Source organism: Vibrio harveyi NBRC 15634 = ATCC 14126 = KCTC 12724, from assembly GCF_001591145.1.
Taxonomy (GTDB): Bacteria; Pseudomonadota; Gammaproteobacteria; order Enterobacterales; family Vibrionaceae; genus Vibrio; species Vibrio harveyi.
This window is the reverse complement of record NZ_BCUF01000047.1, coordinates 1-14,202: the sequence shown is the minus strand read 5'-3', so window position 1 is coordinate 14,202 and position 14,202 is coordinate 1. Positions and strand designations below refer to the sequence as shown.

The window sequence follows — 14,202 nt, the reverse complement described above, 5'->3', positions numbered from 1 at the left end:
GACATTAATGACTGCTATTACAATCAGTGATCAAGAGTATCGTGACTTTAGCCGTTTTCTAGAATCACAATGTGGCATCGTATTAGGTGACAGCAAACAGTACCTAGTGCGCAGTCGACTGAGCCCGCTTGTGACTAAGTTCAAGCTTGCTTCTTTGTCGGATCTGCTGCGTGATGTCGTGACAGGTCGCAATCGTGAGCTGCGTATTGCTGCTGTTGATGCAATGACGACTAACGAAACATTGTGGTTCCGAGATACTTATCCGTTCACGGTATTAGCTGATAAACTATTGCCGGAGATGGCGGCAAACAAACGACCAATCAAAATTTGGTCTGCAGCCAGCTCGTCAGGTCAAGAACCTTACTCAATGGCGATGACTGTTCTGGAAACACAACAACGTAAACCAGGACTGCTTCCGAACGTATCGATTACGGCTACGGACATCTCATCGAGCATGTTGGATATGTGTCGTGCGGGTTTGTACGACAACCTAGCATTGGGACGTGGTCTTTCTCCTGAGCGTCGCCGCACCTTCTTTGAAGATGCGGGAGACGGTCGCATGAAAGTGAAAGACAACGTAAAACGCCTAGTGAACTTCCGTCCTCAGAACTTGATGGACAGTTATGCACTTATGGGCAAATTCGACATCATCTTCTGTCGCAATGTACTGATTTACTTCTCGCCAGAGATGAAGTCTAAAGTACTAAACCAAATGGCAAACAGCCTTAACCCCGGTGGTTACTTATTGCTTGGTGCGTCAGAATCGCTAACAGGTTTGACTGACCGATTTGAAATGGTGCGCTGCAACCCTGGCATTATTTACAAGTTAAAATAGCGGACTCTTTAACCCATTCCAAAGCCTGACCTTGTGTCAGGCTTTTCTTTTTTATTCGATTTTCTTTTTCCTTGTCTTTTTTCATGTCTCTTATTCTTACATCGCTTTTTCGCGCCCTTGTCCTAAAAGCTCACGCCATTTTTGCCTGCTCCCGACCATAGGGTGTATATTTTTTAAAGAGTCGAGCTCATTACTCGATTCGTATGACACTCCATCAATAACATTGGCTTGCTTATTGCAAACCACTACGTCGATAACTGAAGCGGCAAAATGGCATGTTCTATTTTTGGCACGCTAATTGCTTTTTAGTTATTAATTACGGTCAGTTCTTAATGTAGAGGCAAACATGGCTATATCTTTTGACAACGCACTAGGCATCCACCAGTACACGGTGGGCGTACGTGAGCGCAACGCGGAGGTGATTTCCACCAACATCGCGCAAGCAAACACGCCTGGTTATAAAGCAAGAGGTTTAGACTTTGCCAAGGAATTGCAGGCGGCAACATCTGGGGCAAGCATTGGTCTTAGCCGCACAGATGGTCGGCACATTCCTGCCACTACAACGTTGGTCGGGGACAAGCTATATCGTCTACCTACGCAACCAGATACGGGCGATGGCAACACGGTTGATTTGGATTTAGAGCGTAACTTGTTTATGCAAAACCAAATTAGACACCAAGCATCACTCGACTTTCTAGGCAGCAAATTCAAGAACTTAACCAAAGCAATCAAAGGGGAATAATTTAGATGAGCTTATTTAACGTTTTCAATGTGACAGGTTCCGCAATGAGCGCTGAGTCCGTTCGTCTGAATACTACCTCAAGCAACTTGGCGAATGCCGACAGTGTCAGCAGTTCTGCGAAAGACACTTATAAGGCTCGTCATGCTGTGTTTGGTGCTGAGTTAAGTAACGCCATGCGTGGCGGTGATACGGTGCCAGTGAAAGTGATGGGTATTGTAGAAAGCGATAAACCGCTTAGTGCGGAGTACAACCCTGACCATCCCCTTGCAAACGAGGAAGGCTACATCTACAAGCCTAACGTGAATGTAATGGAAGAAATGGCAAACATGATTTCAGCTTCTCGCGCATACCAAACTAATGTGCAAGTGGCTGATTCTAGTAAACAAATGCTGCTGCGTACGCTGCAGATGGGTCAATAAGGATAAGGGGGTAGCGTATGGCCGGAATTAACAACGTTGGTCAAAGCGGCTTGTCCTATATCGACCAGCTTAAAAGCCTACAAGAGAACAAGAAGACTGAAGAGAGTACAGGTAAGCAGGACCTGAAACAGGAAGACTTCCTATCTTTGCTCACTAAGCAACTGTCTCAACAGGACCCTTTTAAGCCGGTAAGTAATGACCAGATGATTGCGCAAATGGCGTCATTTGCGACCGTAGATGGTATTGGCAAGATGAACTCTCAGTTCGAGAGCTTAAACTCGTCAATGACATCAAACCAAGCGTTACAAGCTTCCTCTTTGGTTGGTCGTGACGTATTGGTCCCAGGTGCGGCGGGTGTGAAGCAAGACAATGCGGCAATGGCGGCAATGGTTAAGCTAGCACAACCGATCGACAACTTATTTGTCCGAGTAGAAAACGAAGCGGGCCAACTGGTGCGTACTTTTGAGGTAGGTGCGAAACCAGCCGGTGATACTCGTGTACTTTGGGACGGTAATGATGAAAACGGTAATCCGATGCCTGCTGGCAAATACAATGTGAAAGCGTCTGGCTTGGTAGAAGGGGAGTCTCAAGAGTTCCCAGTATCTACTTACGCGAACGTGAACAGTGTGTTGCTAGGCAAGGGTGACGGTAACGTATTACTCAATCTGGCAGGCTTTGAATCGCCAGTTCGACTTGCAGAAGTTTTGGAAGTTGGCAAAGCGTAATCAATAGCACGTCAGGTTAGGAGATTTTGGAATGTCATATGTATCTTTAAGCGGTTTGTCCTCCGCTCAACTGGATTTGAACACCACCAGTAACAACATTGCGAACGCCAACACGTACGGCTTTAAAGAGTCTCGTGCGGAATTCAGCGATGTGTACTCAAACTCTTTGTTCACTAACGCAAAAACCACTCCGGGTGGCGGTGCACAAGCGAACCAAGTGGCGCAACAGTTCCACGAAGGTTCAAGCATTTACACCAATAACCCAATGGATTTGCGTGTATCGGGTACTGGCTTCTTCGCGGTAGCGAAAGATCGTCTTATCCCACAGCAAAATGAAATGACACGTAACGGTGCATTCCATTTGAACAAAGACAACTACATGGTAACAGCGAACGATGAGTTCCTACTTGGTTACCAAGTAAACCCAGAGTCTGGTGAGGTTTCATCTTACGAGCCACAACCAATCAATATTCCTGCAGAATTTGGTAAGCCAAAGCAAACAGCGAACATTGAAGTGGGTGTGAACTTACCTGCTAACGGTGATTTGAAAGATCCAACTCAGTTTGATTTTTCTGACCCGGATACATATAACCGCTCTACGTCTTCGACGATTTATGACTCAATGGGTCAGTCTTACAAGTTAACAACGTACTACTTGAAAGACCAAACTCAACCGAACACGTGGCAAACCTACTACACCGTGACAGATAAAGGTGGTGAGAAGCCATTGAACATCGCAAACGGTGATGCGGCAACGCCAACGGGTCATGTTGGTCACACAATGAAGTTCAACAACGACGGTACATTGGCGAGCCTAAACAATGGTCAGCCAATCACATCGGTAGCGTTGGGCGATCCTGCGACAAACACGACACCACTTGATCTGAACGGTGCGGACATTGCGCAAACACTTAACTTTGGTTTAGGTTCAGCAACACAGTTTGCCGCTCCATTTGAGCTAACTAAGTTCGATGAAGATGGTGCGACAACAGGCTTCCTAACCAAAGTCGACTTTGATGAGAACGGTAGCGTGTTGGGTACTTACTCAAACGGTGAAAACGTAACATTGGGTCGTGTAGCGCTGGTTCGTGTTCCTAACGAGCAAGGTTTGGATAAAAAAGGCGGTACTCAATGGGATTCAACACAGTTCTCTGGTGACAAGATCTGGGGTGAATCTAATAAGGGCTCTTTCGGTACTATTAACAACGGTATGCTAGAGCAATCAAACATTGATATGACTCAGGAGCTGGTGGATCTGATCTCTGCTCAGCGTAACTTCCAAGCGAACTCTCGTGCGCTAGAAGTACATAACCAGCTACAACAAAATATCCTGCAGATTCGCTAGAGCGCTAGTTGATAGCTCACTAGGTAATCTGTTTAATCAAACGCTGCGTGCGCTTGCCGCTTCGTTTGATAACATCATGACATTCATCTGATGCTCAACCTGAAATTACCTCAATTCAGGTTGGGCATGCTTTGATCTCCAGCTTGCCGCTATTGCCGCTAAGCGGATCAAAACATTGCCTCTCTTTTGGTTGATTCTCATTGAATTGCCATCTTAAAGACTACATTTCATATTCAAGCTTTTGATTAATAACATTATTTTAATGTTGGCATAACTATTGCTTTTACTCCTTCGTACAGAGAATTTTTGGAGTAATTTATGGATCGCGCACTGTTTCTCGCAATGAGCGGCGCCAAGCAAAATATGCAGGCCCTGCAATTGCGTGCCAACAACTTGGCAAACGTGAGTACAACGGGTTTTCGTGCTGACTTGGCACAAGCTCGTTCTATGCAAGCTTATGGTGAAGGTTTACCTTCACGTGTATTCAGCATGACGGAACGTCCAGGGCACAACTTTGCGCAAGGTAGTGTGATCACTACAGGTCGCGATCTTGATATTACAGTGGAAGGCAGCGGTTGGATTGCGGTTATGGACCAAACTGGTAAAGAAGGTTTGACGCGTAACGGTAACCTAAAAGTTGATCAAAATGGCTTGCTGACAAACGCTAGTGGTCATGTGGTACTGGGCGAAAACGACGCGCCAATTACGTTACCCATTCCAGTCTCCAAAATCGAAATCGGTCGTGATGGCACCATCTCTGTACTGCCTCAAGGTGCGCCGGCCGAAGAATTAGAAGTGGTTGATCGTATTAAGCTTGTACGCACAGACGATCAAAGCTTGTTTAAAGATACCAATGGCTTATTCCGCCATAAAACTCCAAACCAGCCTTACGAAGCAGACGGCACTATCAGCATCCAAACTGGTGCAATTGAAGGTAGTAACGTAAATGCCGTGGGTGAAATGACTGCTCTGATTGACCTTCAGCGTCAGTTTGAAATGCAAGTCAAGATGATGAGCACCGCTGAAGAGATGGATAAATCTTCAGATTCATTGCTTCGTATGAGTTAACAGAGTTAGAGGTTCACAATGCATCCAGCACTATGGGTAAGTAAAACGGGTCTAGATGCCCAGCAGACCAACATCGCAACGATTTCGAACAACTTGGCGAACGCCTCTACCGTGGGCTACAAAAAAAGCCGTGCGGTATTCGAAGATCTTTTCTACCAAAACATTAACCAGCCTGGCGGTCAATCGTCTCAAAACACTGAACTGCCAAGTGGTTTGATGCTGGGTGCCGGCTCTAAAGTGGTTGCGACACAAAAAGTGCACACGCACGGTAACGCGCAAACTACAACTAACGCTCTCGATATGATGGTAGAGGGTGATGGCTTTTTCCAAGTGACACTGCCAGACGGCAACATTGGTTACACTCGTAACGGTCAGTTCACGCTAAACGGCGAAGGTACGCTAGTGACCTCTGGCTCCGGTTACCCAGTTGAGCCAGAGATCGTGATTCCTGAAGATGCTATCTCGATTACTGTCGGTACTGACGGTGAAGTCTCTGTACGTATCCGTGGTGAGCAAAACAACGTTGTGGTTGGTCAGTTAACCATTACCGATTTCGTAAACCCTGGTGGTCTAGAGCCAATCGGTCAAAACCTTTACCTACCAACAGGCGCAAGCGGTGACCCACAAGAAGGTGTCCCAGGTCTTGATGGTTTGGGCGAAATTCGTCAATCCATGCTTGAAGCATCAAACGTGAACGTGACTGAAGAGTTGGTCAACATGATCGAAGCGCAGCGTGTGTATGAAATGAACTCAAAAGTGATCTCATCTGTCGACAAGATGATGAGCTTCGTTAACCAGCAGCTTTAATCGCTAGAATCGGGATTTAGGAGCCAATGATGAAACGTATTTGTCTACTTGCACTTATCGCTACGATGTCTGGCTGTACGATGCTAGAGCCTATCGAAACAGATGAAGTCAGCCAAGCAACAACAGTGGTTGATGCGGTTGAAGGCGATAAGTCGAAAGACGAGAGTAGCGGCATCATTGATACTCTGCGTGGCAGAAGCGATCCAGTAGCAGGCGATCCGGCATGGGCCCCGATTCATCCTAAGCAAAAGCCAGAGCATTACGCGGCGGCAACGGGCTCTTTGTTTAGCGCAGAACACATTACTGACCTGTACGATGACTCTAAACCTCGTGGCATTGGTGACATCATTACCGTGACGCTCGATGAGACGACTCGTGCGACTAAGAGCGCAAATGCGGATCTATCGAAAACCAACGACGCGAAGATGGAACCGCTGTCGGTGGGTGGTCAAGAGCTGCAAGTGGGTGGTAAGTACAACTTCTCTTACGATTTGAACAACACCAACACGTTTGCTGGCGATTCTTCGGCGAAACAGAGTAACAGCATCAGCGGTTACATTACGGTGGAAGTGATTGAGGTGCTGGCAAACGGCAACCTAGTGATCCGTGGCGAAAAGTGGATGACGCTAAACACGGGTGACGAGTACATTCGCCTGAGCGGCACAATTCGTCCTGATGACATCAACTTCGACAATACTATTGCGTCAAATCGCGTATCTAACGCAAGAATTCAATACTCTGGCACGGGCCTACCACAAGATATGCAAGAGCCTGGTTTCTTGGCACGATTCTTTAATGTAGCCCTATAAAACGCCGCATTGACGGCAATTTGACTGCAAGAGATTAAGTAAGCATGAAAAGAATCCTATTAGCACTGATGAGCGTTGCACTGTTCGCAACCACAGCCCAAGCTGCACGTATCAAAGACGTCGCACAGGTGGCAGGTGTGCGTAGTAACCAACTCGTGGGTTATGGCTTGGTTTCAGGCTTACCAGGAACGGGTGAATCCAATCCGTTTACAGAACAAAGCTTCGCGGCAATGCTGCAAAACTTCGGCATTCAGATGCCGCCGGGCACAAAGCCAAAGATCAAAAACGTTGCCGCAGTAATGGTAACGGCTGAGCTACCTGCGTTTTCGAAACCGGGTCAGCAAGTTGACGTGACGGTTTCTTCAATCGGCAGCGCGAAAAGTTTACGTGGCGGTACCTTGTTACAAACTTTCCTAAAAGGTCTAGATGGACAAGTTTATGCCGTTGCTCAAGGTAATCTTGTTGTCAGTGGTTTCAGTGCAGAAGGTGCCGACGGCTCAAAAATCGTTGGTAACAACCCGACGGTCGGCCTTATCTCTAGCGGTGCAACAGTAGAGCGTGAAATCCCAAACCCATTTGGGCGTGGCGACTACATCACATTTAACCTACTGGATTCTGATTTCACGACTGCGCAGCGTATGGCTGATGCGGTAAACAACTTCCTTGGTCCTCAGATGGCAAGTGCTGTCGATGCCACGTCTGTGCGTGTTCGTGCTCCACGAGACATCAGCCAACGCGTTGCATTCCTATCGGCAATTGAGAACCTAGAGTTTGACCCGGCAGATGGCGCAGCAAAGATCATTGTTAACTCTCGTACTGGCACTATCGTGGTCGGTAAGCATGTGCGTCTTAAACCAGCGGCCGTAACGCATGGTGGTATGACAGTCGCAATCAAAGAAAACCTTAACGTTAGTCAGCCGAACAGCTTCTCTGGTGGTCAAACGGTTGTCGTGCCGGATTCTGATATCGAAGTGAGTGAAGAAAAAGGCAAGATGTTCAAGTTTGAACCGGGTTTGACACTGGATGATCTCGTTCGTGCGGTTAATGAAGTTGGTGCAGCACCTTCTGATTTAATGGCGATTCTGCAAGCATTAAAACAAGCTGGTGCCATTGAAGGCCAGTTGATCATCATCTAATCGATTAGGAGGCAAACCATGGTGAACAATCCTAACGATATCGGCTTTATTCACGACATCAGCTCCCTTGATACGCTGCGTCAGAAAGCCGTAAAAGAAGGCAAAGACGGCGAGCATGAAGCACTGCGTGCGGCCGCTCGTCAGTTTGAATCTATCTTTACGTCGATGATGCTGAAATCAATGCGTGAGGCGAATGAAGGCTTCGAATCGAACTTCATGAATAGTCAGAACGAAAAGTTCTACCGCCAAATGCTTGATGAACAAATGGCAAGTGAACTGAGTGCTTCAGGTTCAATGGGGCTAGCTGACATGATTGTTAAGCAGTTGACGGTAGGCCAGAGCGATGACAAGAGTGAAACAGCAATGCGCGATGCGGCAAACAATGCTGTGGAATATCGTCGTGTAGACCCTAAAAAGGCGCGCGAGATTGAGCAGCGCTTGATTGAATCGGGTCAGCTGTCTCGTCCTGGTTCAGAGCCGTCACGTTTTGATACACCAGAATCCTTCGTTAACTCGATGAAGCCTTACGCTGATCGCGCAGCAAAAGCACTGGGTGTCGAGCCGTCATTACTGCTTGCTCAAGCCGCGCTAGAAACAGGCTGGGGGCAAAAGGTGGTGAAGAATGCGCGTGGTAGCAGCAACAACTTATTCAACATCAAAGCGGACAGAAGCTGGCAGGGTGATAAGGTAACGACTCAAACCTTGGAATTCCATGACAATACGCCAGTGAAAGAGACTGCCGCATTCCGCTCTTACTCTAACTACCAAGACAGCTTTAATGATTATGTGCGTTTCTTGAATGAAAATCCGCGCTACGAAACCGCTCTTCAACAGAAAGGTGATTCGGAATCATTTATTCGTGGTATCCATAGTGCAGGTTACGCAACCGATCCAAATTACGCAGACAAAGTACTGCAGGTGAAGCAGAAAATCGAGAGCATGTAATTCATAACGATTTTGAATGCTTAAGACACTTCTTGATAAGGCTTGCTATGGTGCAAGCCTTTCTTTTTTCCTAGGTTTCTCTTTCTTTTCTAAACTGGCACATCTTTTGCTAAATGCTAACTAGGTGATCGGTCAATACCGATTTTATTTCGTTTTTGGGGGCATGTATGGCGTCAGATCTGTTGAATGTGGGTACACAAAGTGTGCTTACTGCTCAGCGACAGTTGAATACGACTGGTCATAACATTTCTAATGCTAATACAGAGGGTTACAGCCGTCAGTCTGTTATCCAAGGCACCAATGACCCACGCCAATTTGGCGGCTCTACCTACGGCATGGGCGTGCATGTGGAAAATGTTCGCCGCTCATGGGATGAATTTGCCGTTAAAGAGCTTAATTTGTCCACCACCAACTACGCCAATAAGCTAGATAACGAAAAGAACCTCGATTTGCTGTCTGGCATGTTGTCTTCTGTGGCATCGAAAAAGATCCCAGAGAACATGAACGAATGGTTTGATGCTGTGAAAACCATGGCGGACACTCCCAATGACATGGGGGCGCGTAAAGTAGTGTTGGAAAAAGCCAAACTGCTTAGCGATACCTTAAACGAATTCCACGAAACCGTACGTCAGCAATCCGATGTGACGAATAAGTCACTGGATATGGGCATTGAACGCGTGAACCAACTTGCCGTTGAGATCCGCGATGTTCATCGATTGATGATGCGAACCCCAGGTCCTCATAACGATTTGATGGACCAACATGAAAAGCTGATTAAAGAGCTGTCTGAATACACCAAAGTTACCGTGACCCCGCGAAAAAACGCTGAAGGTTTCAATGTGCATATTGGTAACGGACATACGCTTGTTTCAGGCACTGAAGCTAGCCAGCTGAAGATGATTGATGGCTTTCCTGACGTCCATGAACGTCGTCTTGCTATGGTTGAAGGTGGCGGCATTAAAGCGATCAAATCGGACGATATTGACGGCAAAATTGGGGCACTATTGAAAATGCGCGACGAGCACATCCCTCAAGTGATGGATGAACTTGGTCGCCTATCGGTTGCTTTTTCAAGTGAAGTGAACCACTTGCAATCACAAGGTTTGGACCACTACGGCAATGTCGGTGACCCTTTGTTTACCGATGTGAACTCAGAGCCGTTAGCGAAATCTCGTGTGGTAGCCGGACCTCAATCTACTGCTGATATGGCGGTATACATCAACGACATTAGTGCGCTGAAAGGCGGTGAGTATTCGCTTCGTTACGATGGCGACAGCTACAGTGTGACGAAGCCGAATGGTGAAACCGTTAAGCTGAACACCGATTCAGGGAATGCGTTCTATCTTGATGGTATGCGAGTGGAAGTGCGCAATGAACCTAAAGTCGGTGAGCACATTTTACTTCGCCCAACACGCAGCAGTGCGGCACAAATAAAAGTTGAAACCAACGACCCAAAAGCCATTGCAGCGCAAAGCTATGAAGCGTCAACCACATTCGCTCAAGGCAACGCGAAGTTTGAAATCGTTGACGCAGGTGACCTACGAGAGTTTGAGGTAGTGGTTTCTCCTACCGGCGATCAATTTGCTGTTACGGACACCAAAGGCAATGTGCTTATGGCTCCGCAGCCATACCCTCCAACTGGACCTGTGTCGGTAAGCCTACCAAGTAACCATCCGGGTTATAAAAACGGTGGCGCGACGGTATTTGAGCTCACGAGTGGTGCACTACCTAACGATAAGTTTACGGCTAACCTTGTGCCTTCTGAAGGTGATAACGGCAACTTACGTAAGATGCTGAATATTCAAACCGACAAGAAGATGAACGGCAATGAGTCGACGCTGGTTAGTCTTTACTACAACTTGAACACAGATGTGGGCTTGAAGACATCCACTGCAAGTCGCTTAGCCGATGTTGCTCAATTAGAAAGTGAAGCAGCGCAAGAGCGAGTGGCGTCGATCTCGGGGGTAAACCTCGATGAAGAAGCGGCAAACATGATGAAGTTCCAACAGGCGTATATGGCCTCTTCTCGTGTGATGCAGGCGGCAAATGACACCTTCAACACCATCTTGCAATTGCGATAACAGGAGGCCGTAGATGTTAACTCGAATTTCCAGCTTCCATAACTACCAGTCGGTGCAAAACGATTTGCGCCGTCAGGAAAACAAAGTTCACCACAATCAGGAGCAACTTGCTTCTGGTAAGCAGTTGACCAAGCCGAGCGATAACCCGTTGGCGACGCACTACATACAGAGTATTGGTCAACAAGAAGAACAGCTAAAGCAGTACCTTGATGCAATCGTTCTGGTTCGTAACCGACTAGAAAACCAAGAGGTCGTGATTGCCAATGCTGAGGAGTTCACCGATGAATCGAAGCGTATTTCGATGGAAATGATCAACGGTGCTTACTCTCCAGAAGACCGTGCCGCGAAAAAGCGCGAGCTTGAAGAGATTGCCAATAACTTCTTGGCGCTAGTGAACACTCAAGATGAATCAGGTAACTACGTTTTTGCCGGTACTAAGCCGAAAACTCAGCCGTTTTTTAGAGATAACGATGGCAGCGTTGTGTACACCGGCGATGATTACCAACGCAAGATGAAGATTGCGAGCAATATTGAGCTAGGCATCAACTACCCGGGTAACCACTTGTTTTCAGAGATCCCGAATCCGTTTGGTGATTTCGAACCACAATACGATTTACAAGAAGGCTCTGAGTTGTTGCTTGGTCAAGCAACGAGTGCGTCAGAAGATAACTCAAACTACAAAGTGACCTTTGTGGATATGAGTAACGGCAAGTTTGGTTATCAGTTAGAAAAAGATGGCAGCATCGTGCAGGTTGATGATTATTCACCTGTTGATGGCATCAAATACGAAGGCGTGAATATTCAGCTTAAAGGTCAAGTATCGGCTGGCGACAGCATTGCGTTAGAGCCACGCCAAACCTTTAGTATTTTTGATGCGTTTAGAGAAACCATGCAATGGTCGGAGAGCTCAGTATCAGACGCTTCGGCGACCGCGAAGCTGCATCAAATGACAGAAGAATTCCAAGCGGCATTTGTTCACATGAACAAAGTAAGAACCGATTTGGGTGCTAAGTTGAGCACGCTCGATATTCAAGAGCAAAACCACGAAGATTTTAATTTGTCTCTGGCGAAAGCGAAGAGCAATTTTGAGGATTTGGATTATTCCAAGGCGGTCATCGAGTTCAGCGAGAACTCACGTGCACTGCAAGCCTCGCAACAGGCTTTTGGTAAAACCAAAGACCTAACGCTATTTAACTATATTTAGCGACACTTAATTCGATCTAGCGCTGCTGAAACCTAGCGAGATGCCCATAGCATCTGAATGGAAGAGTAACGCCTTTAATCCGTAATTTTAATGCCTTATGTGCAAAGCCTTAAGCGCGAGAAATCAACGGAAAATGCCGAGTAATGCGAGCCAAGCGGCACGATTTTACCGAAAGCGGCAATGAGGTTCGCGGCAAATCAAGCGGCAATAGATCAACAACTGGCTGATAACGTAACTCAGCAGAAGGAAAAGGCGAATACGCCCTTTCATTGCTGAACTAACTTGTTGTTTATTTGCTCGTTTTTAAAAGAGTGAGTTATTAAACTCAAGTTGGCACACAAATTGTATTGATGTTGTCAGAACAGACTTACGAGATTCTAAACCCTGCCATATAGGCAGATTTAGCAAGTAATTTTTACGGTCAGTGCTTATCCAAATGAGAGTAAAGCTGGCCGCTTCGCAAAAGCTTGCGAACTCAAAAGGAGAGCAAAATGGCTGTAACAGTTAGTACTAACGTCTCCGCGATGACCGCGCAGCGTTATTTAAACAAGGCGACCAACGAACTTAATACTTCGATGGAACGTCTTTCATCTGGTCACAAGATTAACAGTGCAAAAGACGACGCAGCAGGTCTACAGATCTCTAACCGTCTAACGGCTCAGTCTCGTGGTCTAGATGTGGCAATGCGTAACGCAAACGACGGTATCTCGATTGCCCAAACGGCGGAAGGTGCGATGAACGAAGCGACGTCAGTAATGCAACGTATGCGTGACTTAGCGATCCAATCTTCAAACGGTACTAACTCTCAGGCTGAGCGTCAGGCGATCAACGAAGAGTCATCAGCGTTGACGGATGAACTAAACCGTATCGCAGAAACGACATCATTTGGTGGTCGTCGTCTATTGAACGGTTCGTTTGGTGAAGCAGCATTCCAAATTGGTTCAAGCTCTGGTGAAGCAATGATCATGGCCCTAACAAGCATCCGTGCGGATGACCAACGTATGGGCGGTGTGACTTTCTTCTCTGAGAATGGCAAAGACAAAGACTGGGGTGTTGATCCTGCTAAAGCAGATCTAAAAATCACACTACCAGGTATGGGTGAAGATGAAGATGGCAACCCAGATGATCTAGAAATCAGCATCAATGCGAAAGCAGGCGATGATATTGAAGAGTTGGCAACGTACATCAACGGCCAATCTGATATGATTAACGCATCGGTGAGTGAAGACGGCAAGCTGCAAGTATTTGTAGCGCACCCGAACGTTCAAGGTGAGATTTCAATCTCTGGTGGTCTAGCTTCTGATTTGGGTTTAAGTGACGAGCCAGTACGTACATCAGTACAAGACATCGATATGACAACCGTACAAGGTTCTCAAAACGCGATTTCAGTATTGGATTCAGCACTTAAGTATGTTGATTCACAACGTGCGGACCTAGGTGCGAAGCAAAACCGTCTAAGCCACAGCATCAACAACTTGGCAAACATCCAAGAAAACGTCGATGCGTCTAACAGCCGAATTAAAGATACGGACTTTGCGAAAGAAACAACGCAAATGACCAAAGCGCAAATTTTGCAACAAGCAGGTACTTCGATTCTTGCTCAAGCGAAACAATTGCCAAACTCTGCGATGTCACTATTGCAGTAGTTTACCTAGCCTGTACTCAATACATTCAGACGTGGATGGGAATGCAGGCTTTTGGCAAGCAACTTTATAATAGAATGTGCGGCTCTCTCATCTCTCACCTGCCAATCATTTTCAATGTAAGGTTGCACCCGGTGTGTCGGATATGTGTTCATTTCTCTTGATCTCCACATAGGCTCTGGCTACCAACCTAGCCCCGGTTCTCTCAAAGGAAAAGGGGCTTTTTCTTTTCTATCTTCCAGCAAACCTCCTTACTGATACCGCTCTAACTGACTGCTTTTATTCGCTTTTGGTTGTTTTATGTACAAAACATTCCGCTCGGCGTAAATCTAAGAAACTTGAGCGCTTTTTTCTACTTTTCTCCAATTTTTCTAGCCAAATCTCGCTAATTCACTTTTTTTTATTTTTTCCTAAAGCTTCTGAAATCCGAGTCGTTAATAGAA

General features: G+C 46.5%; 13 protein-coding genes. All 13 read left to right on the top strand.

Going from position 1 to position 14,202, the window contains the following annotated elements:
• Nucleotides 1-7 precede the first annotated feature (7 nt).
• The 13 genes from VHA02S_RS20125 to VHA02S_RS20065 all read left to right on the top strand — a co-directional run bounded on the left by VHA02S_RS20125 (nt 8) and on the right by VHA02S_RS20065 (nt 13,762).
• Entirely contained in the window at nt 8-835 is an 828-nt protein-coding gene (locus VHA02S_RS20125) for a protein-glutamate O-methyltransferase (RefSeq protein WP_009696835.1), read from the top strand.
• Between the two features lie 346 nt (nt 836-1,181).
• Nucleotides 1,182-1,577, top strand: a complete 396-nt coding sequence (gene flgB, locus VHA02S_RS20120; protein ID WP_005449205.1) for a flagellar basal body rod protein FlgB — start codon at nt 1,182-1,184, stop codon at nt 1,575-1,577.
• A 5-nt stretch (nt 1,578-1,582) separates the two neighbouring features.
• The gene (gene flgC, locus VHA02S_RS20115) at nt 1,583-1,996 is read left to right on the top strand and encodes a flagellar basal body rod protein FlgC (RefSeq protein ID WP_005393132.1); all 414 of its coding nucleotides are present in this window, start codon (nt 1,583-1,585) and stop codon (nt 1,994-1,996) included.
• Nucleotides 1,997-2,013: 17 nt separating this feature from the next.
• A complete protein-coding gene (gene flgD, locus VHA02S_RS20110) occupies nt 2,014-2,721 on the top strand; it encodes a flagellar hook assembly protein FlgD (protein WP_005449203.1) in 708 nt (235 codons plus the stop codon).
• A gap of 31 nt (nt 2,722-2,752) precedes the next feature.
• Entirely contained in the window at nt 2,753-4,066 is a 1,314-nt protein-coding gene (gene flgE, locus VHA02S_RS20105; RefSeq protein ID WP_005449201.1) for a flagellar hook protein FlgE, read from the top strand.
• Nucleotides 4,067-4,384: 318 nt separating this feature from the next.
• On the top strand, nt 4,385-5,134 hold the full coding sequence (locus tag VHA02S_RS20100; protein WP_005449199.1) for a flagellar basal body rod protein FlgF: 750 nt from the start codon (nt 4,385-4,387) through the stop codon (nt 5,132-5,134).
• Nucleotides 5,135-5,152: 18 nt separating this feature from the next.
• The gene (gene flgG, locus VHA02S_RS20095) at nt 5,153-5,941 is read left to right on the top strand and encodes a flagellar basal-body rod protein FlgG (protein ID WP_005449197.1); all 789 of its coding nucleotides are present in this window, start codon (nt 5,153-5,155) and stop codon (nt 5,939-5,941) included.
• Nucleotides 5,942-5,970: 29 nt separating this feature from the next.
• Complete coding sequence (flgH, locus tag VHA02S_RS20090) at nt 5,971-6,750, top strand: flagellar basal body L-ring protein FlgH (RefSeq protein ID WP_005449195.1); 780 nt, start codon at nt 5,971-5,973, stop codon at nt 6,748-6,750.
• A gap of 44 nt (nt 6,751-6,794) precedes the next feature.
• The gene (locus VHA02S_RS20085) at nt 6,795-7,886 is read left to right on the top strand and encodes a flagellar basal body P-ring protein FlgI (protein WP_005449193.1); all 1,092 of its coding nucleotides are present in this window, start codon (nt 6,795-6,797) and stop codon (nt 7,884-7,886) included.
• An 18-nt stretch (nt 7,887-7,904) separates the two neighbouring features.
• Complete coding sequence (gene flgJ, locus VHA02S_RS20080) at nt 7,905-8,831, top strand: flagellar assembly peptidoglycan hydrolase FlgJ (protein WP_038898466.1); 927 nt, start codon at nt 7,905-7,907, stop codon at nt 8,829-8,831.
• Nucleotides 8,832-8,998: 167 nt separating this feature from the next.
• Nucleotides 8,999-10,912, top strand: a complete 1,914-nt coding sequence (gene flgK / locus VHA02S_RS20075; protein WP_005449189.1) for a flagellar hook-associated protein FlgK — start codon at nt 8,999-9,001, stop codon at nt 10,910-10,912.
• Nucleotides 10,913-10,925: 13 nt separating this feature from the next.
• Entirely contained in the window at nt 10,926-12,116 is a 1,191-nt protein-coding gene (gene flgL / locus VHA02S_RS20070) for a flagellar hook-associated protein FlgL (protein ID WP_038898467.1), read from the top strand.
• 491 nt (nt 12,117-12,607) lie between these two features.
• The gene (locus tag VHA02S_RS20065; RefSeq protein ID WP_038898468.1) at nt 12,608-13,762 is read left to right on the top strand and encodes a flagellin; all 1,155 of its coding nucleotides are present in this window, start codon (nt 12,608-12,610) and stop codon (nt 13,760-13,762) included.
• The last annotated feature ends 440 nt before the right edge of the window (nt 13,763-14,202 follow it).

Coding starts and splice junctions, on each gene's coding strand:
- flgL (WP_038898467.1), top strand. CDS start 10,926: ATGTTAACTCGAATTTCCAGCTTCCATAACTACCAGTCGGTGCAAAAC.
- flgB (WP_005449205.1), top strand. CDS start 1,182: ATGGCTATATCTTTTGACAACGCACTAGGCATCCACCAGTACACGGTG.
- VHA02S_RS20065 (WP_038898468.1), top strand. CDS start 12,608: ATGGCTGTAACAGTTAGTACTAACGTCTCCGCGATGACCGCGCAGCGT.
- flgE (WP_005449201.1), top strand. CDS start 2,753: ATGTCATATGTATCTTTAAGCGGTTTGTCCTCCGCTCAACTGGATTTG.
- flgK (WP_005449189.1), top strand. CDS start 8,999: ATGGCGTCAGATCTGTTGAATGTGGGTACACAAAGTGTGCTTACTGCT.
- flgD (WP_005449203.1), top strand. CDS start 2,014: ATGGCCGGAATTAACAACGTTGGTCAAAGCGGCTTGTCCTATATCGAC.
- VHA02S_RS20085 (WP_005449193.1), top strand. CDS start 6,795: ATGAAAAGAATCCTATTAGCACTGATGAGCGTTGCACTGTTCGCAACC.
- VHA02S_RS20125 (WP_009696835.1), top strand. CDS start 8: ATGACTGCTATTACAATCAGTGATCAAGAGTATCGTGACTTTAGCCGT.
- flgJ (WP_038898466.1), top strand. CDS start 7,905: ATGGTGAACAATCCTAACGATATCGGCTTTATTCACGACATCAGCTCC.
- VHA02S_RS20100 (WP_005449199.1), top strand. CDS start 4,385: ATGGATCGCGCACTGTTTCTCGCAATGAGCGGCGCCAAGCAAAATATG.
- flgG (WP_005449197.1), top strand. CDS start 5,153: ATGCATCCAGCACTATGGGTAAGTAAAACGGGTCTAGATGCCCAGCAG.
- flgH (WP_005449195.1), top strand. CDS start 5,971: ATGAAACGTATTTGTCTACTTGCACTTATCGCTACGATGTCTGGCTGT.
- flgC (WP_005393132.1), top strand. CDS start 1,583: ATGAGCTTATTTAACGTTTTCAATGTGACAGGTTCCGCAATGAGCGCT.